Genomic DNA, 18,312 nt, shown 5'->3' with positions numbered 1-18,312 from the left:
TCACTCCTCGTGCTACTCGGTCGAGGGTGCCTCACCCTCGTCCGTGCCGATGGTCGCGACGGCACCCTCGACGGTCTCGTCGTCGGCCACATCGCCGTCGACCTCCTCCGCCTCACGTCCCGCCTCGGCGTTACGTGCGATGCCGACCACGGCATCGCGCTTGCCCAGGTTGATCAGTTGGACGCCCATGGTGTCACGGCCCGTCTCCCTGACCCCGCTGACTCGCGTACGAATCACACCGCCGGACAGCGTGATGGCGAGGATCTCGTCGGTCTCCTCGACCACCAGCGCTCCGACGAGCGATCCGCGGTCCTCCACGATCTTGGCGGCCTTGATGCCGAGGCCGCCGCGACCCTGGACGCGGTACTCGTCGACAGGGGTGCGCTTCGCGTACCCGCCGTCCGTAGCAGTGAACACGAACGTACCGGGTCGAACAACATTCATCGAGAGCAGCTCGTCTCCCTCACGGAAGCTCATGCCCTTGACGCCCGAGGTGGCGCGGCCCATGGGACGCAGGGTGTCGTCCGAGGCGGTGAACCTGATCGACTGCGCCTTCTTGCTGATCAGAAGCAGATCACTGTCGGCCGAGACGAGTTCGGCACCGATCAGTTCGTCGTCCGAACCGTCCTCGCGCTCCCGCAGATTGATGGCGATGACGCCACCGGAACGCGGAGAGTCGTAATCCTTCAGTGACGTCTTCTTGACCAGACCCGCCTTCGTGGCGAGCACGAGGTACGGCGCGGCGTCGTAGTCGCGGATGGCGAGGATCTCGGCGATCGCCTCGTCCGGCTGGAAGGCCAGCAGGTTGGCGACGTGCTGTCCACGCGCGTCACGGCCGGCGTCCGGCAGTTCGTACGCCTTGACCCGGTAGACGCGGCCCTTGTTGGTGAAGAACAGCAGCCAATGGTGCGTGGTGGAGACGAAGAAGTGGTCGACGATGTCGTCTTCCTTGAGCTTCGTGCCGCGTACGCCCTTGCCGCCGCGCTTCTGGGCGCGGTAGTCGACGGTCTTGGTGCGCTTGACGTAACCGCCGCGCGACACCGTGACGACGATGTCCTCCTCGGCGATGAGGTCCTCGATGGACATGTCACCGTCGTAGGGCACCAGCATGGTCTTGCGGTCGTCGCCGTACTTCTCGACGATCGCGGTGAGTTCGGCGCTGACGATGCCGCGCTGGCGGACCGGCGAGGCCAGGATCTCGTTGTACTCGGTGATCTTCGCCTGGAGTTCGTCGTGCTCCTGGACGATCTTCTGGCGCTCCAGGGCGGCGAGCCGGCGCAGCTGCATCTCGAGGATGGCGTTGGCCTGGATCTCGTCGATCTCCAGGAGCTCCATCAGGCCCGTGCGCGCGATGTCGACGGTGTCGCTGCGCCGGATCAGCGCGATGACCTCGTCGATGGCGTCCAGGGCCTTGAGGAGGCCTCGCAGGATGTGCGCCCGCTCCTCGGCCTTGCGCAGCCGGAACTTCGTACGGCGGACGATGACCTCGATCTGGTGCGTCACCCAGTGCCGGATGAACGCGTCGAGCGAGAGGGTGCGGGGGACGCCGTCGACGAGCGCCAGCATGTTGGCGCCGAAGTTCGACTGCAGGTCCGTGTGCTTGTACAGGTTGTTCAGGACGACCTTGGCGACCGCGTCACGCTTCAGGACGATCACGAGCCGCTGGCCCGTACGCGACGACGTCTCGTCCCGGACGTCCGCGATGCCGCCGACCTTGCCGTCCTTCACCAGGTCGGCGATCTTCTGCGCGAGGTTGTCTGGGTTGGTCTGGTACGGCAGTTCCGTGACCACAAGGCACTGGCGGTTCTGGATCTCCTCGACCTCGACGACCGCGCGCATGGTGATCGAGCCGCGACCGGTGCGGTACGCCTCCTCGATTCCCTTGCGCCCTACGACGAGCGCGCCGGTCGGGAAGTCGGGGCCCTTGATCCGCTCGATGAGGGCGTCCAGGAGCTCCTCGTGCGAGGCCTCCGGGTTCTCCAGGTACCACTGGGCACCGGAAGCGACCTCGCGCAGGTTGTGCGGCGGGATGTTGGTCGCCATGCCGACCGCGATACCGGCCGAGCCGTTGATCAGCAGGTTCGGGAAGCGGGCCGGCAGGACGGTCGGCTCCTGCGAGCGGCCGTCGTAGTTGTCCGTGAAGTCGACGGTCTCCTCGTCGATGTCACGGACCATCTCCATCGACAGCGGCGCGAGCTTGCACTCGGTGTAACGCATCGCCGCCGCGGGGTCGTTGCCCGGGGAGCCGAAGTTGCCGTTGGAGTCGACCAGCGGCATCCGCATCGACCACGGCTGGGCGAGGCGCACCAGGGCGTCGTAGATCGAGGAGTCGCCGTGGGGGTGGTAGTTGCCCATGACGTCGCCGACCACGCGCGCGCACTTGTAGAAGCCACGCTCGGGGCGGTAGCCGCCGTCGTACATGGCGTACAGGACGCGGCGGTGGACGGGCTTGAGACCGTCCCGGACGTCCGGCAGCGCACGGGACACGATGACGGACATCGCGTAGTCCAGGTACGAACGCTGCATCTCCGTCTCGAGCCCGACGGGCTCGACACGCTGGGCGATGACGCCGCCCTCTTCAGAGGTGGCGGGCCCAGAAGAAAAATTTGGAGTCTCGTCGGCCATTGCGGGTGAAGATCCTTCCTGGTGCGGTCAGCTGAGACCGACTCAGATGTCGAGGAAGCGGACGTCCTTGGCGTTGCGCTGGATGAACTGGCGGCGGGCCTCCACGTCCTCGCCCATCAGGACGGAGAACAGGTCGTCTGCCTGGGCGGCGTCGTCGAGGGTGACCTGGCCCAGGACGCGGTGCTCCTGGTCCATGGTCGTGATGCGCAGCTCCTCGGCGTTCATCTCGCCGAGACCCTTGAAGCGCTGGATGGAGTCCTCGCGGATGCGCTTGCCGCGCTGCCGGCCCATCTCGATCAGTGCGTCGCGCTCGCGGTCGGAGTAGGCGTACTCGGTGTCGTCCCGGCCCCACTTGATCTTGTACAGCGGAGGACGGGACAGGTACACGTGCCCGGCCTCGACCAGCGGCCGCATGAAGCGGAACAGGAAGGTCAGGAGCAGCGTGGAGATGTGCTGGCCGTCGACGTCGGCGTCCGCCATCAGGATGATCTTGTGATAGCGCAGCTTCTCGATGTCGAAGTCCTCGTGGACTCCGGTGCCGAAGGCCGAGATCAGCGCCTGGATCTCCTGGTTCTGCAGGATCTTGTCGATCCGCGCCTTCTCGACGTTCAGGATCTTGCCGCGGATCGGGAGGATCGCCTGGTACTCGGGGTTTCGGCCGGACTTGGCCGAACCGCCGGCGGAGTCACCCTCGACGATGAAGATCTCGCACTTGGTGGGGTCGTTCGACTGGCAGTCGGAGAGCTTGCCCGGCAGCGACGCGGTCTCCAGGAGGCCCTTGCGGCGCGTCAGGTCACGGGCCTTGCGGGCCGCCACGCGCGCGGTGGCCGCCTGGATGCCCTTGCGGATGATGTCCGCGGCCTCGACGGGGTTACGGTCCAGCCAGTCGGTGAGGTGCTCGTAGACGACCTTCTGGACGAAGGTCTTCACCTCGGTGTTGCCCAGCTTCGTCTTGGTCTGGCCCTCGAACTGCGGCTCGCTCAGCTTCACCGAGATGATCGCGGTCAGACCCTCGCGGATGTCGTCACCCGTGAGGTTGTCGTCCTTCTCCCGCAGCAGCTTCTTGTCGCGCGCGTACTTGTTGACGAGGTTCGTCAGCGCCGCGCGGAAGCCTTCCTCGTGCGTGCCGCCCTCGTGCGTGTGGATGATGTTCGCGAAGGAGTAGACGCCCTCGGTGTAGCTGCTGTTCCACTGCATCGCGACCTCGAGGGACAGGAGCTTGTCCTTGTCCTCGGCCTCCAGGTCGATCACGGTGGGGTGCACCACGTCTCCCTTGCGGGAGTTGAGGTACTTCACGAAGTCGACGATGCCGCCCTCGTAGTGGTACTCGACGACCTTGACTTCGTCCTTCTCGTCGGCGCCCGCCTCGTCCGCCCCGGCGGTGGCCTTCGCCGACTCACGCTCGTCGGTGAGTTTGATCCTCAAACCCTTGTTGAGGAACGCCATCTCCTGGAAGCGCCGCGAGAGCGTCTCGAAGGAGTACTCGGTGGTCTCGAAGATGTCGGGGTCGGCCCAGAAGGTGACCGACGTGCCGTGCTCGTCCGTCGCCTCGTGCTTGGCCAGCGGAGCCGTCGGGACGCCCAGCTTGTAGTCCTGCGTCCAGCGGTAGCCGTCCGTCTTGACCTCGACGGCGACCTTGCTGGACAGGGCGTTCACCACGGAGACACCCACGCCGTGCAGACCGCCGGAGACCGCGTAGCCGCCGCCGCCGAACTTGCCGCCCGCGTGCAGCACCGTCAGCACGACCTCGACGGCCGGCTTGCCCTCGGAGGGGACGATGCCCACCGGGATGCCTCGGCCGTTGTCGATGACGCGCACGCCGCCGTCGGCCAGGATCGTCACGTCGATGGTGTCCGCGTGGCCGGCCAGCGCCTCGTCCACGGAGTTGTCGACGACCTCCTGCACCAGGTGGTGCAGGCCGCGCTCGCCGGTCGAGCCGATGTACATACCGGGTCGCTTGCGGACCGCGTCCAGACCCTCGAGGACGGTGATGGCACTGGCGTCGTACGAGGCGGTTACCTCGCCGTTCGACGAGGTCGCCTCGGCGTCGGTGGACGGGATGTTCTCGTTGGGGTTGCCGGAATCGGCCACGAAGCGCCCTTTCTGGCACAGCACGAGCCAGGCTCGTCGGCGGGTTGCCGGAGCGGCTGCGGCATGTTGCGTTGGTAAGCCTTGATCAGCGTTGCTCAGCGTTTCCCGGGCGGTCCCCACGTTTGGGGCGGGATTGGCTTCCAGTCTACCGGTAGCGCCGACAGTGATGGGGGTTTGCCGGTACCTGAGTCCTCATGTGCCGCCCTCAACCGGCGTCTTCCGGGTCCCCATATACGGAGCGGGGCTCCAAGAGGCTCACGGAGGCACTCAGCGCTTCGGGCTGTCAACCCATGGCTACTTGGGAGTCAGGTCGGAATTCGCCACCGCGTACGGAGCTACGACAAAGGCGTCGCCGATGCCTCGATAGCTCCGCCGACGCCCTTGATGTGATGTCCATCACCCGTAGGTGTCACCGGGTCCCGTGCTGCCGGGGGCGCGCAGCGGGCCGTAGCGACGAGCGGGACCGCCGGGGCCGTTCACCTTGATCAACTTCACGGCGCCGTGCCCGAGATCCTCGTTCAGCCGGGCCACCAGCTGCGGCGCCAGCAGCCGCAGGTTCGTCGCCCACGCGGTCGAGTCGCAGCGCACCACCAGGACCCGCTCGTCCTCGTCGTACTTCTCCGGCTCGCAGTGCTTGGCCAGGTCCTCGCCCACGATCTGCGGCCAGCGCCCCATCACCCCGCCCACCGCGGCGGGCGTCTCCCAACCCCGCTCGGTGATCAGGCGGTTGATGGCGGCCCCGAACGCCATGGGGTCGCGTCCGTCGGCCCGCGCGCCGGAGCGCAGCCCGCCACCGCGCCGGGCCTGGCGCTTCTGCTGCGCCGCGTCCCCACGCGCGCGTGCCTGTTCCTTCGCGGCCCTGAGCGCCACGCGCGCGAGGTCGACGCCGGACGGCTCAGCGGGCTTGGGGATCTCCGCGGGCGGTTGTTCGTCGGTCATACGCGCTCCACCGTCCCCTCGGACACGGTGTACCGCGTCCCCGTCAGCACGTGCGGCACGTCGTCGTCGACCGCCGCCGTCACCAGGACCTGCTCACCGGGCGCGACGAGCTCGGCCAGGCGCTCACGGCGACGGGTGTCCAGCTCGGCGAACACATCGTCGAGGATCAGCACGGGTTCGTTGCCCTCGGCCCTGAGCAGGTCGTACGACGCGAGCCGCAGCGCCAGCGCGTACGACCAGGACTCGCCGTGCGAGGCGTATCCCTTGGCGGGCAGCTGGCCGAGTTTGAGAAGCAGATCGTCCCGATGCGGTCCCACGAGGGTCACGCCCCGCTCGATCTCCTGCTTGCGCGCCTCCGCGAGCGCGGCCATCAGCTGCTCGTGGAGATCCTCACGCGTGTGTGCCTCGCCCGGCGCGGACGGCTTGTACTCCAGGGCGACCGGGCCACCGCCGGGTGCCAGTTGCTCGTACGCCTTGTCGGTCAGCGGCTGGAGCGCAGCGATCAGGTCGAGCCGCTGGGCGAGCAACTCGGCGCCCACGCGCGCGAGGTGCTGGTCCCACACGTCGAGGGTGGACAGATCCATCGAGCGACCGCCGTGCCGCCTCGCGAGCGCGGCCGACTTCAGCAGGGTGTTGCGCTGCTTGAGGACCCGCTCGTAGTCCGAGCGAACGCCCGCCATGCGTGGGGAGCGGGCGGTGATCAGCTCGTCCAGGAAGCGGCGCCGCTCGCCCGGGTCACCCTTCACCAGCGCGAGATCCTCCGGCGCGAACAGCACGGTCCGCACGATCCCGAGCACATCACGCGGCCTGACCTGTGAGGACCTGTTGATGCGGGCACGGTTCGCCTTGCCGGGATTGAGCTCCAGCTCGACCAGCTGCTGCCGCTCACCCTGTCTGACCTGCGCCCGGACGATCGCGCGGTCGGCGCCCATACGGACCAGGGGGGCGTCGGAGGCGACCCGGTGGCTGCCGAGGGTGGCGAGGTAGCCGATCGCCTCGACCAGGTTCGTCTTGCCCTGCCCGTTGGGGCCCACGAACGCGGTGACGCCCGGGTCGAGCGGAACGTCGACCCGGACGTACGAGCGGAAGTCGGCCAGCGACAGGTGCGTGACGTGCATGGTCGGGCGCCGACCTCCCCCAGGTTGTGGACCGCGGCTGGTGGATCGCTCCGCAGCCCTGTGGATTACTTCGTCTCGACCGCGTGGCCGCCGAACTGGTTGCGCAGCGCCGCGATCATCTTCATCTGCGGCGAGTCGTCCTGACGGGACGCGAACCGCGCGAACAACGACGCGGTGATCGCCGGCAGCGGTACCGCGTGGTCTATGGCGGCCTCCACGGTCCACCGGCCCTCGCCGGAGTCCTGTGCGAAACCGCGCAGACTGTCCAGGTGCTCGTCCTCGTCGAGGGCGTTGACCGCGAGGTCGAGGAGCCAGGAACGGATGACCGTGCCCTCCTGCCAGGAGCGGAAGACCTCCCGGACGTCGGTCACGGAGTCGACCTTCTCCAGGAGCTCCCAGCCCTCGGCGTAGGCCTGCATCATCGCGTACTCGATGCCGTTGTGGACCATCTTCGCGAAGTGGCCGGCGCCGACCTTGCCGGCGTGCACCGCACCGGCGTCGCCCTTGGGCTTGAGGGCGTCGAAGACCGGCTGCACTTTGGCGACGTTCTCCGCGTCGCCGCCGTACATCAGCGCGTAGCCGTTCTCCAGACCCCACACACCACCGGAGACGCCGCAGTCGACGAAGCCGATGCCCTTGGCGGCCAGCTCCTCGGCATGCTTCTCGTCGTCCGTCCAGCGGGAGTTCCCGCCGTCCACCACGACATCACCGGGCTCCAGCAGCTCGGCCAGCTCGTCGACGGTCGCTTGCGTCGGCGCACCGGCCGGGACCATCACCCACACGACCCGCGGGCCCTGCAGCGCGTCCACAAGCTCCTTCAGGCTGTGGACATCGGCGAGGTCCGGGTTGCGGTCGTATCCGATCACGGTGTGGCCTGCGCGGCGGATCCGCTCGCGCATGTTGCCGCCCATCTTGCCGAGGCCGATGAGACCGAGCTCCATCAGTGGTTCCTTAGGTTGCTGTGGCGTGAGAGCACTTTCGTACCCACGTACGAGCCTAAACCCGGACTCTCACGCACACCTGTGGGCATACGCGCTCAAACGTATGCCCTCACCTGGGGCTTTGACTCAGCCGCTCAGCCGCTGAGGCGCACCGGCATACTGCGATCTTGTGGGGACGACCCCCACACCCCCAGCAGCCATCCAGCCCAGGCCCGTCGGCATGCTCAGCCGCTCAGCCGCTCAGCCGCACCGGCATGATCAGGTACTTGTAGGCCTCGTCCGCCTCGGCGTCCAGGGCCGGCTTGCCGCTCAGCAGCGCGGGCTTGGTGGACGTCGTGAAGGACAGCTGGGCCACCGGGGAGTCGATGGCGCTCAGGCCGTCCAGCAGGAAGGTCGGGTTGAAGGCGATCGAGACGTCGTCGCCCTCCAGCTGTGCGTCCACCCTTTCCACAGCCTGTGCGTCGTCGCTGGAACCGGCCTCCAGGATCAGCACGCCCTGTTCGAAGCTCAGCCGCACCGGGGTGTTGCGCTCGGCGACCAGGGCCACACGCTTGACGGCCTCCACGAAGGGGGCGGTCTCGATCACGGCGATGGAGTTGAACTCCGTCGGGAACAGCGAGCGGTACTTCGGCAGGTCGCCTTCGAGCAGACGCGTCGTCGTACGGCGGCCCGCGCCCTCGAAACCGATCAGGCCCTCGCCCGCGCCCGAACCGGACAGCGCCAGGATGACGCTGTCGCCGCTCGTGAGCGCCTTGGCGGTGTCCAGGAGCGTCTTGGCGGGCACCAGGGCGACCGCGGACGCCTCGGGGTTCTCCGGCTTCCACAGGAACTCGCGGACGGCGAAGCGGTAGCGGTCGGTGGACGCCAGCGTGACGGTGTCGCCCTCGATCTCGATGCGCACACCGGTCAGGACGGGGAGCGTGTCGTCACGCCCGGCGGCGATGGCCACCTGGGCGGCGGCGGATGCGAAGACCTCACCGGGGACGGTGCCCGTGGCGCTCGGCATCTGCGGCAGCGCCGGGTACTCCTCCACAGGCAGGGTGTGGAGTGTGAATCGCGAGGAGCCGCAGACCACCGTGGCCCGTACACCGTCTGTGGAAATCTCCACGGGACGGTTGGGGAGGGCGCGGCAGATGTCGGCGAGCAGGCGGCCCGAGACCAGAACCGTGCCCGTCTCCTCGACCTCGGCCTCCACGGACACCCGCGCGGAGACCTCGTAGTCGAAGCTGGACAGGCTCAGCTGGCCTTCCTCGGCCTTCAGGAGAAGGCCGGCGAGGACAGGCGCCGGCGGACGGGCCGGGAGGCTGCGCGCCGCCCAGGCCACTGCCTCCGCGAGTACGTCGCGTTCCACCCGGATCTTCACTGTTGCCGCCTCCTGCTGTTGCCGGCGCTGCTCGGCCTGCCTGGCTTCGTCGTCTGTCTCGGTGTCGTCGGTCCCTGTGCCGGGAAGGACACCGGGGAACAGTCTGACGCACCCCACTGACAGTAGGTGCCTCTCGGGGTCAAGTCGTGACGAGGGGCAGTCGGGAGCCGGACAGCGAGTTGTGCACAGGCCCCACTTCGAAACGGATTCCCAGCTCTCTCTAGTTGGGAGTAGTAGTAGGGGCTGTGGATACCGTGGATAACCCCGTTTTCCCAGCTCAGAGGGGAAATTTTGTCCACTGGCCCTGTGGGCGGAGGCGGTGGACAACTTGCCGTATCTGTGGAGAACAGAAAGTTCTGCACACTCCGTGCACAGCCTGAGGCGAGTTCTCCCCAGCACCGTCCCCAGCTTTACCCACGTTGCCCACAGCCCAACCCGGCACCTTCGTGTGACGCCTTTCACTCGACCCGGTGATCAGGCGCGTCGCGTTGCCGAACAGTGGACAGGCATGTGGAGAACTCGGTGATCGCTGGGGACAACCGGCCCCAGGCTGTGGGTTGCCGGTGGACAACTCAATGCACAGCCTGTGGATCTTCTCGCTGTCCACAGTCTGTGGAGATCCTTCGTCCACGAATCCACAACGACCTGACCTGGCCTGACGGTCTTTGGACGGGGAGCCTGTGGACCGTGATCTGGACAACTTCGCAGTCCCCAGGATGTGGACGGCAGAAAGTTGCCGGATCTGTGGAGAGAGGCCGTAACCCGGCGCGGAATCGAACAGCCGGCTACGGCGTCGTGACCTCAGGCATGACGAAGGGCGCCCCGGGATCTCGTCCCCAGGGCGCCCTTCAGCGTCGAAACCGTCGTAACTCTGCCTCTGTCAGCCGTTCTTGATGCGGTTCGTCAGCTCGGTGACCTGGTTGTAGATGGAGCGCCGCTCGGCCATCAGATTGCGGATCTTGCGGTCGGCGTGCATGACGGTGGTGTGGTCGCGGCCGCCGAACAGCGCGCCGATCTTCGGCAGCGACAGATCCGTCAGCTCGCGGCACAGGTACATGGCGATCTGGCGGGCCGTGACGAGCGCCCGCCCGCGCGAGGTGCCGCACAGGTCCTCGACGGTCAGCCCGAAGTAGTCCGCCGTGGCGCTCATGATGGCCGTGGAGGTGATCTCCGGGGCCGAGTCCTCGCCGCCGGGGATCAGGTCCTTGAGGACGATCTCGGTCAGGCCCAGGTCGACCGGCTGCCGGTTGAGCGACGCGAACGCCGTCACCCGGATCAGCGCGCCCTCCAGCTCGCGGATGTTGCGCGAGATCCGGGAGGCGATGAACTCCAGGACCTCCGGCGGGGCGTTGAGCTGCTCCTGCACCGCCTTCTTGCGCAGGATCGCGATCCGCGTCTCCAGCTCGGGCGGCTGGACGTCGGTGATCAGACCCCATTCGAAACGGTTCCGCAGCCGGTCCTCCAGGGTCACCAGCTGCTTGGGCGGCCGGTCGCTGGACAGGACGATCTGCTTGTTCGCGTTGTGGAGCGTGTTGAAGGTGTGGAAGAACTCCTCCTGGGTCGACTCCTTGTCCGCGAGGAACTGGATGTCGTCGACGAGCAGGATGTCCATCTCGCGGTAGCGCTTGCGGAAGCTGTCGCCCTTGCCGTCGCGGATGGAGTTGATGAACTCGTTGGTGAACTCCTCCGAGCTCACGTACCGCACGCGCGTGCCGGGATACAGGCTGCGCGCGTAGTGCCCGATCGCGTGCAGCAGGTGGGTCTTGCCGAGTCCCGACTCCCCGTAGATGAAGAGGGGGTTGTAGGCCTTGGCCGGCGCCTCGGCGACCGCCACCGCGGCGGCGTGGGCGAAGCGGTTGGAGGCGCCGATGACGAACGTGTCGAAGAGGTATTTCGGGTTCAGCCGCGCGGTGGGCTCACCGGGGCCGGTCGCCGGCGCGGGCTGCGCGGCGAGCGGACCGGGAGCGCCGGTGGTGGGCAGGCTGGAGCCGACCGGGCCGCCGCGATGCACATGTCCGGAGCCGGGCGGGGGGTCGGGCAGGTCCCGGCGGGCGTCACGCTGGTCGTAGTCGGACCGGGGGTGGTCGTAGTCGGGACGCGGCTTGTCGTAGTCCGGCCGCTCGTCGTAGTCGCGGCGCGCGTCGTAGGGCGGGCGGTCCATCGGCTGCGGGCGGTAGTCCTGCGACGGGGGGCCGTACGACTCCTGCGGATACGGCTCCTGCGACGGCGACGCGTACGGGTCGCGCTCCGGGAAGCCGAGCCGCTGCTGCTGCCAGCTGTACTCGTCCTGTGGCGGCCGCGGCCAGGAGCCGGGCTCGGGGCGCTGGTACTCCGAGGGGTAGGCGGGGCGGGCCGTCGGGAGCTGGTCCGGGCGGGGCGCGTGGTCGCCCTGGGCCCCGGGGCGCTGCTCGCCGCGGTTCGGACGGGAGTCGTCGGCGCGGTGACGGCCGTAGCCCTCGTACTGATTGTCGTACTGGCCGGAGGGGAGCTCCGGCTCCTCATAGCGCGACTGGGGCCGGGGGGCCGGAGGCGCGGGCGGTGCCGGGGACTCGCCCGCGGAGTCGTCGACGGTGATCGCGATACGGATCGGGCGACCGCACTCACGGCTCAGTGTCTCGCTGACGGCCGGGGCCAGTCTGCCCTCCAGTACGCCTTTCGCAAATTCGTTCGGTACGGCGAGCAGGGCGGTGTCGGCGACCAGCGCGAGCGGCTGGCAGCGCCGGATCCAGTGCTCGTCCTTCGCCTCCACACCCTGGACGCGGCCCTCGCCGAGAAGCTGCTCGAGTACTCGTGGCCACACTGCGGCAAGATCGGCAGGTACGTCAGCCACAGGGCACGCTCTCTCACGGGTCCCACGAACGTGTGGTTGTGGGACGAGTCGGGATTCAAATGGGGTGGAGCCGAAACAGAGGGGTCAACGGAACGAAGCGGAGTTCAGCCACGGTAGTCAGGGCGACGGGTGCGGTTCAAGTTGTTGTCCCCAGCCTGTGGATAGTGTCTCCTGGGGGCCACTGGTTTGACCGGATGGCGCAGCCGCGCGTACCGTAACCAGGTCGAGTTGTCGATGGCTGCTGCCGCCTGCCTCCGATGGGCCAGATCGCTTCGGGTGATCGGGAAGCGGTGCACTCGGGCGTTACTGCGAGCTACTCGTGGGCGCACGGTGACAGCCAGGACGGCACCCGCAACCACCGATTTATTTCTGGAGCCCCCGAGTGAGCAAGCGCACCTTCCAGCCGAACAACCGTCGTCGTGCGAAGACCCACGGTTTCCGTCTTCGGATGCGTACCCGTGCCGGCCGCGCGATTCTGGCGAACCGCCGCAGCAAGGGTCGCGCCAGCCTGTCCGCCTGATCCCGGTCAGGTCATGCCGTCGTGCTGCCCACCGAGAACCGGCTGAGGCGGCGCGAGGACTTCGCGACCGCAGTACGACGAGGGCGCCGGGCCGGACGCCCGTCCCTCGTCGTCCATTTTCGTAGCGGTGCCACGGACCCGCACGCGCCTGGGGAGAGCGCTCCCCCGACGCGTGCGGGTTTCGTCGTGAGCAAGGCCGTGGGCGGCGCGGTCGTGCGCAACAAGGTGAAGCGCAGACTGCGTCATCTGATGCGCGACAGGGTCGCTCTGTTTCCCCCCGGTAGCCTGGTAGTCGTACGAGCGCTGCCCGAGGCGGGTGACGCCGATCACGAACAGCTGGCCCGAGACCTGGATGCCGCCGTTCAGCGGCTGCTGGGAGGGGGCGCACGATGAAGTACCCGCTGCTGGCGCTGATCAAGCTGTACCAGTGGACCATCAGCCCGCTGCTGGGGCCGGTGTGCAAGTACTACCCGTCGTGCTCCCACTACGGCTTCCAGGCCATCGACCGGCACGGTGCGATCAAGGGAACGGCACTCACCGCCTGGCGCATCCTGCGGTGCAATCCGTGGTCGCTGGGTGGTGTGGACCATGTCCCGCCGCGCAAGCGTCCGCGGTGGCACGAAATGCTGCGTAACGCCTGGCGTGCACGTAGGGGCGGGCCCTCCGCCGCCTCGGCCACCGAGGGACAGACTCCTTCGAGCCCGGCCGCAGAGACTCCGTCCCATGCCCAAGGAGCATGATTAGTGGACACGATTGCCAGTCTTTTCAGCTTCATCACGACACCCGTCTCCTGGGTCATCGTCCAGTTCCACACGGTGTACGGCAAGATCTTCGGCCCTGACACCGGGTGGGCCTGGGGCCTGTCGATCGTGTCCCTCGTGATCCTGATCCGTATCTGCCTGATCCCGCTCTTCGTGAAGCAGATCAAGTCGACGCGGGCCATGCAGACGCTCCAGCCCGAGATGAAGAAGATCCAGGAGCGCTACAAGAACGACAAACAGCGTCAGTCCGAAGAGATGATGAAGCTGTACAAGGAGACGGGCACCAACCCGCTCTCCTCGTGCCTTCCCATCCTGGCGCAGTCCCCGTTCTTCTTCGCCCTGTATCACGTGCTCAACGGCATCGCGACCGGCTCGACGATCGGCGTCATCAACGATTCGCTGCTGGCCAGTGCCCGTAAGGCGCACATTTTCGGTGCCCCGCTGGCCGCGAAGTTCACGGACGGTTCGAGCAAGGTCGAGGCACTCGGCGCCTCGCTGACCGATGTCCGGGTCGTCACCGCGGTCATGATCGTCATGATGTCGGCGTCGCAGTTCTACACGCAGCGCCAGCTGATGACGAAGAACGTCGACACCACGGTCAAGACGCCGTTCATGCAGCAGCAGAAGATGCTGATGTACGTCTTCCCGGTCATGTTCGCCGTCTTCGGCATCAACTTCCCGGTCGGTGTCCTCGTCTACTGGCTGACCACCAACGTGTGGACCATGGGCCAGCAGATGTACGTCATCCGCAACAACCCGACGCCGGGTTCCAAGGCTCAGGCCGCCTACCTGGAGCGCCTCACCAAGCACGTCACGAGCCACGGCAAGGCCCGCAAGCGCAGCGAGCGCACCATCATCAAGGCGATCGTCGCCAAGGGTCGCGACCGCAACGAGTTCGAGCGCAAGTTCATCAACGGTCTGAACAAGGCGGGCCTGGCGGCCCAGGCCGACGGCTCCGTGGTCCAGAGCGAGTCCCAGGCCGCGGTCCAGACCGAGGACGGCACGGCTACCAGCGCGGCTGCCCCCAAGCGGCAGCAGCCCAAGCGGCAGAGCAAGTCCCAGCGGCAGTCGGGCGCCGCGGCGGCCACAGGTGGTAAGGCGGCCGGTGACGCCCCGTCGTCGGAGCCGACCTCGCTCAGCAAGTCCGACGAGCCCGAGGACGCCAAGCCCGAGGACGCCAAGCCCGCCGCACCCGCCAAGAAGCAGCCCGGCGGCGGTACCCGCAGCAAGGCCCAGTCCGGACAGCGCAAGGGTCCGCAGCGGCCCAAGTCCCCGTCCAAGAAGTAAGAAGGAGTCCATCCCGTGACGGAAGGCACCACCTCCGCCGCTGCCGAGGGCGCAGACACCCTGACCCGCCTGGAGCAGGAGGGTGAGATCGCGGCGGACTACCTCGAGGGTCTGCTCGACATCGCCGATCTCGACGGCGACATCGACATGGATGTCGAGGCCGACCGCGCCGCGGTCTCGATCATCAGCGACGCCGGCGGCCGCGACCTGCAGAAGCTGGTCGGCCGGGACGGCGAGGTGCTGGAAGCCCTGCAGGAGCTCACCCGCCTGGCCGTGCACCGGGAGACCGGGGACCGCAGCCGCTTGATGCTGGACATCGGCGGTTACCGGGCCAAGAAGCGCGCCGAGCTCTCCGAGCTGGGCGCCAAGGCCGCCGCCGAGGTCAAGAGCACCGGCGAGTCCGTGAAACTCGATCCGATGACGCCGTTCGAGCGCAAGGTCGTGCATGACGCGGTCAAGGCCGCCGGCCTGCGCAGTGAGTCCGAGGGCGAGGAGCCGCAGCGCTTCGTCGTCGTGCTTCCCGCCTGATCGGTCCGTACGTTCCTCCGGCCCCGTCTGTCTGTAGAGCAGGCGGGGCCGAACTTTGTCAGCCTGGTAGTTCTGGTTGTCGGCGCCCCGTGCGCTGATGCGGTACGGAAGGACGGTTCCCCGTGACGGAGCCAGCGGAGCTCCCCCCGGCGCCCGAGCAGGCGCGTGAGGTGTTCGGCGATCGTTTCGACGACGCGGTCCGCTACGCGGAGCTGCTCGCCGAGGCGGGAGTGCAGCGTGGTCTCATCGGCCCGCGTGAAGTGCCCCGCCTCTGGGAGCGGCACCTGCTGAACTGCGCGGTGCTTTCGGAGGTGGTTCCCGAGGGTGTGACGGTGTGCGACGTCGGCTCCGGCGCCGGTCTGCCCGGCATTCCCCTGGCGCTCGTACGCGAGGATCTGAAGATCACGCTGCTGGAGCCGCTGCTGCGGCGCACTACCTTCCTGACCGAGGTCGTGGAGCTGCTGGGCCTGGACCATGTGACGGTCGTGCGTGGCCGTGCCGAGGAGGTCATGGGCAAGCTGACCCCCGTCCATGTGGTGACGGCACGGGCCGTGGCTCCGCTCGACCGGTTGGCGACGTGGGGCGTTCCGCTGCTGCGTCCCTACGGCGAGATGCTCGCACTCAAGGGCGACACCGCGGAGGAGGAGCTCAAGGCGGCAGGTACGGCCCTGAGCAAGCTCGGCGCCGTGGAGACCTCCATCCTGCATGTGGGTGAGGGCGTGGTCGACCCGTTGTCCACAGTGGTGAGGGTCGAGGTCGGGGAAAGTCCCGGCGGTGTGCGTTTCGCGGCCAAGCGCGCCAAGGCGGCCCGCACCGGCCGCACGCGCCGACGTCGCTGATCCGTCCTGACGACGAGACGTACTCCACACAAGCTGCCAAACCTATGCATGCCGGAGTGTCGCGGCAGAACGGGCGGGGTCGCCCTGCATCGTGTTTCACGTGAAACGTCGCTCACTGCTGTACGGCATCATCAGCCGGGGCCGCGCCGCGGCCGAACCCCGCGACCGAAAGCCTCTCGGGTCACTCGGAGAGGTAACGGAGTTGTCCACAGAGGTGGATTTCTCCACAGAACAACAGGCCTCACTGGTTCACGACCCCGAAGACATGGGAGGCTCTGTTCATTGCGAGCCTGAAGTCGAGGAGAGTGAATCCTTGCGGTCCGACGCCAACATCGCGGGACCGATGACCGATCCGGTCCCCGGTCCCCGAACCGAGTCGATGGGGGAGGATGTTTCACGTGAAACACCGCCCCCGATGGACGACACTCCGATCGGTCGTGCTGCCCAACTGGCGGTAGAGGCTTTGGGCCGTGCCGGCGAGGGCCTGCCACGGCCTGAGCAGACCCGGATCATGGTCGTCGCCAACCAGAAGGGTGGGGTGGGCAAGACGACGACGACCGTCAATCTTGCCGCTTCGCTTGCTCTGCACGGCGGCCGGGTCCTGGTCATCGATCTCGACCCCCAGGGCAACGCCTCCACGGCGCTGGGTATAGACCATCACGCGGAAGTCCCGTCCATCTACGACGTCCTGGTCGAGAGCAGGCCTCTGGCCGAGGTCGTCCAGCCGGTCCCCGATGTGGAAGGCCTCTTCTGTGCCCCTGCCACCATCGACCTCGCCGGTGCGGAGATCGAGCTGGTGTCCCTGGTGGCCCGGGAGAGCCGACTCCAACGAGCGATCCAGGCGTACGAGCAGCCCCTGGACTACATCCTCATCGACTGCCCGCCCTCGCTTGGCCTGTTGACGGTCAACGCGCTGGTGGCTGGTGCGGAGGTCCTCATCCCGATCCAGTGCGAGTACTACGCGCTGGAGGGTCTGGGACAGTTGCTGCGCAACGTCGACCTGGTGCGGGGCCACCTCAACCCCACCTTGCACGTATCGACCATCCTGCTCACCATGTACGACGGCCGGACGCGCCTTGCGTCGCAGGTCGCCGACGAGGTGCGTACCCACTTCGGCGACGAGGTGCTACGGACGAGCATTCCTCGCTCGGTCCGTATCTCCGAGGCGCCGAGCTATGGACAGACGGTGCTGACGTACGATCCGGGATCGAGCGGGGCCTTGTCCTACCTCGAGGCGGCGCGAGAGATCGCGTTGAAGGGAGTCGGCGTCAGCTATGACCCGACTCAGGCGCACATCGGCGCACAGAGCAACCCGAGCATGGTGGAGGGGATCCAGTGAGCGAGCGACGGAGGGGTTTGGGCCGTGGGCTCGGCGCATTGATCCCCGCTGCCCCGACAGAGAAGACGCCGACCCCGGCGGCGATGGGGGGCGCTGGTTCCGCCTCCCCGACGTCCGTCCCGGTGCTGACGACCGACCGTGGGGTGGCCGCGGCGAAGGTGGCCACGCTGCCGCCTGTTTCACATGAAACCGAGGAGCCGTCGGTCAACGGCTACGTGGAGACGCCCGCACCTCCCATGGGCGCCCACTTCGCGGAGCTCCCCCTCGACTCCATCACGCCGAACCCCCGACAGCCGCGTGAGGTCTTCGACGAGGACGCTCTTCAGGAACTGGTCACGTCCATCCAGGAGGTCGGCCTCCTCCAGCCGGTCGTCGTGCGGCAGTTGGGTCCCGCCCGCTATGAGCTCATCATGGGCGAGCGGCGCTGGCGGGCATGCCGTGAGGCGGGCCTGGAGGCGATCCCAGCGATCGTCCGGGCCACGGACGACGACAAGCTTCTCCTGGACGCACTCCTGGAGAACCTGCACCGCGCTCAGCTGAACCCGCTGGAAGAGGCAGCCGCGTACGACCAGTTGCTGAAGGACTTCAACTGCACGCACGACCAGTTGGCGGACCGTATCGGCCGGTCCCGCCCGCAGGTGTCCAACACACTGCGTCTGCTGAAGCTCTCACCTGCGGTCCAGCGCCGGGTGGCCGCCGGAGTTCTCTCCGCCGGACATGCCCGGGCGCTGCTCTCCGTCGACGACTCGGAGGAGCAGGACCGGCTGGCCCACCGGATCGTGGCCGAGGGGCTCTCGGTGCGTGCCGTCGAGGAGATCGTGACCCTCATGGGGTCGCGGCCGCAGACCGCTCAGCGCTCCAAGGGGCCGCGTGCCGGCGCCCGCGTTTCCCCGGCGCTGACCGACCTCGCGACCCGTCTCTCGGACCGCTTCGAAACACGGGTGAAGGTCGACCTGGGACAGAAGAAGGGCAAGATCACGGTCGAGTTCGCCTCGATGGAGGACCTCGAACGGATCCTCAGCTCCCTCGCCCCGGGTGAAGGACCGGTTCTGCAGAAGAGCCTGCTGGACGACGAGGCCGAGGAGACGGAAGCCTGAGCCAGGCGCCCGTGGCACGGCCAGGGCAAGGCAT

15 protein-coding genes are annotated in these 18,312 nt (G+C 67.7%); 8 read left to right on the top strand and 7 right to left on the bottom strand.

Translation table 11 applies throughout. The features are described 5' to 3' along the window. Positions 1 to 12 precede the first annotated feature (12 nt). The 7 genes from gyrA to dnaA form a co-directional block, all read right to left on the bottom strand. On the bottom strand, positions 13 to 2,625 hold the full coding sequence (gene gyrA / locus ACIBJB_RS17310) for a DNA gyrase subunit A (protein ID WP_398931282.1): 2,613 nt from the start codon (positions 2,623 to 2,625) through the stop codon (positions 13 to 15). A 42-nt stretch (positions 2,626 to 2,667) separates the two neighbouring features. Further along, positions 2,668 to 4,740, bottom strand: coding sequence for a DNA topoisomerase (ATP-hydrolyzing) subunit B (gene gyrB / locus ACIBJB_RS17305; RefSeq protein WP_398931280.1), 2,073 nt, complete (start codon positions 4,738 to 4,740; stop codon positions 2,668 to 2,670). Positions 4,741 to 5,112: 372 nt separating this feature from the next. Then, positions 5,113 to 5,655, bottom strand: a complete 543-nt coding sequence (locus ACIBJB_RS17300; RefSeq protein ID WP_059208186.1) for a DUF721 domain-containing protein — start codon at positions 5,653 to 5,655, stop codon at positions 5,113 to 5,115. After that, a complete protein-coding gene (gene recF, locus ACIBJB_RS17295) occupies positions 5,652 to 6,773 on the bottom strand; it encodes a DNA replication/repair protein RecF (RefSeq protein WP_398931277.1) in 1,122 nt (373 codons plus the stop codon). The genes ACIBJB_RS17300 and recF overlap by 4 nt, the downstream gene beginning before the upstream one ends. A 65-nt stretch (positions 6,774 to 6,838) precedes the next feature. Beyond that, entirely contained in the window at positions 6,839 to 7,714 is an 876-nt protein-coding gene (gene gnd / locus ACIBJB_RS17290) for a phosphogluconate dehydrogenase (NAD(+)-dependent, decarboxylating) (RefSeq protein ID WP_398931275.1), read from the bottom strand. Between the two features lie 232 nt (positions 7,715 to 7,946). After that, entirely contained in the window at positions 7,947 to 9,077 is a 1,131-nt protein-coding gene (gene dnaN, locus ACIBJB_RS17285) for a DNA polymerase III subunit beta (RefSeq protein WP_062041034.1), read from the bottom strand. Between the two features lie 880 nt (positions 9,078 to 9,957). Further along, on the bottom strand, positions 9,958 to 11,907 hold the full coding sequence (gene dnaA, locus ACIBJB_RS17280; RefSeq protein WP_398931273.1) for a chromosomal replication initiator protein DnaA: 1,950 nt from the start codon (positions 11,905 to 11,907) through the stop codon (positions 9,958 to 9,960). A 382-nt stretch (positions 11,908 to 12,289) separates the two neighbouring features. On the opposite strand from dnaA, the gene rpmH reads away from it, so the two are divergent. From rpmH to ACIBJB_RS17240, 8 genes are all read left to right on the top strand, one after another. Further along, positions 12,290 to 12,427, top strand: a complete 138-nt coding sequence (gene rpmH, locus ACIBJB_RS17275; RefSeq protein ID WP_005482975.1) for a 50S ribosomal protein L34 — start codon at positions 12,290 to 12,292, stop codon at positions 12,425 to 12,427. A gap of 21 nt (positions 12,428 to 12,448) precedes the next feature. Continuing rightward, positions 12,449 to 12,820 carry a ribonuclease P protein component gene (gene rnpA / locus ACIBJB_RS17270; protein WP_059208182.1) on the top strand — a complete coding sequence of 124 codons (372 nt, stop codon included), beginning with the start codon at positions 12,449 to 12,451 and terminating at the stop codon, positions 12,818 to 12,820. After that, positions 12,817 to 13,167 carry a membrane protein insertion efficiency factor YidD gene (gene yidD, locus ACIBJB_RS17265; RefSeq protein ID WP_057609092.1) on the top strand — a complete coding sequence of 117 codons (351 nt, stop codon included), beginning with the start codon at positions 12,817 to 12,819 and terminating at the stop codon, positions 13,165 to 13,167. Before rnpA ends, yidD begins: the two co-directional genes overlap by 4 nt. A gap of 3 nt (positions 13,168 to 13,170) precedes the next feature. Further along, positions 13,171 to 14,475 (top strand): membrane protein insertase YidC, encoded by a 1,305-nt coding sequence (gene yidC, locus ACIBJB_RS17260; protein WP_398931270.1) that lies wholly within the window; start codon positions 13,171 to 13,173, stop codon positions 14,473 to 14,475. A gap of 15 nt (positions 14,476 to 14,490) precedes the next feature. Continuing rightward, complete coding sequence (locus ACIBJB_RS17255; RefSeq protein ID WP_057609096.1) at positions 14,491 to 15,003, top strand: R3H domain-containing nucleic acid-binding protein; 513 nt, start codon at positions 14,491 to 14,493, stop codon at positions 15,001 to 15,003. A gap of 122 nt (positions 15,004 to 15,125) precedes the next feature. Next, on the top strand, positions 15,126 to 15,842 hold the full coding sequence (gene rsmG, locus ACIBJB_RS17250; protein WP_398931267.1) for a 16S rRNA (guanine(527)-N(7))-methyltransferase RsmG: 717 nt from the start codon (positions 15,126 to 15,128) through the stop codon (positions 15,840 to 15,842). 265 nt (positions 15,843 to 16,107) lie between these two features. After that, complete coding sequence (locus ACIBJB_RS17245) at positions 16,108 to 17,181, top strand: ParA family protein (protein WP_078935937.1); 1,074 nt, start codon at positions 16,108 to 16,110, stop codon at positions 17,179 to 17,181. Continuing rightward, positions 17,178 to 18,278, top strand: a complete 1,101-nt coding sequence (locus tag ACIBJB_RS17240) for a ParB/RepB/Spo0J family partition protein (protein WP_398931265.1) — start codon at positions 17,178 to 17,180, stop codon at positions 18,276 to 18,278. The genes ACIBJB_RS17245 and ACIBJB_RS17240 overlap by 4 nt, the downstream gene beginning before the upstream one ends. Positions 18,279 to 18,312: the final 34 nt, after the last annotated feature.

Source organism: Streptomyces sp. NPDC050759 (genome assembly GCF_044456945.1).
Lineage (GTDB): Bacteria > Actinomycetota > Actinomycetes > Streptomycetales > Streptomycetaceae > Streptomyces.
Note: the sequence above shows the minus strand (reverse complement) of the source record. Positions and strands in the feature narration are given on the sequence as shown.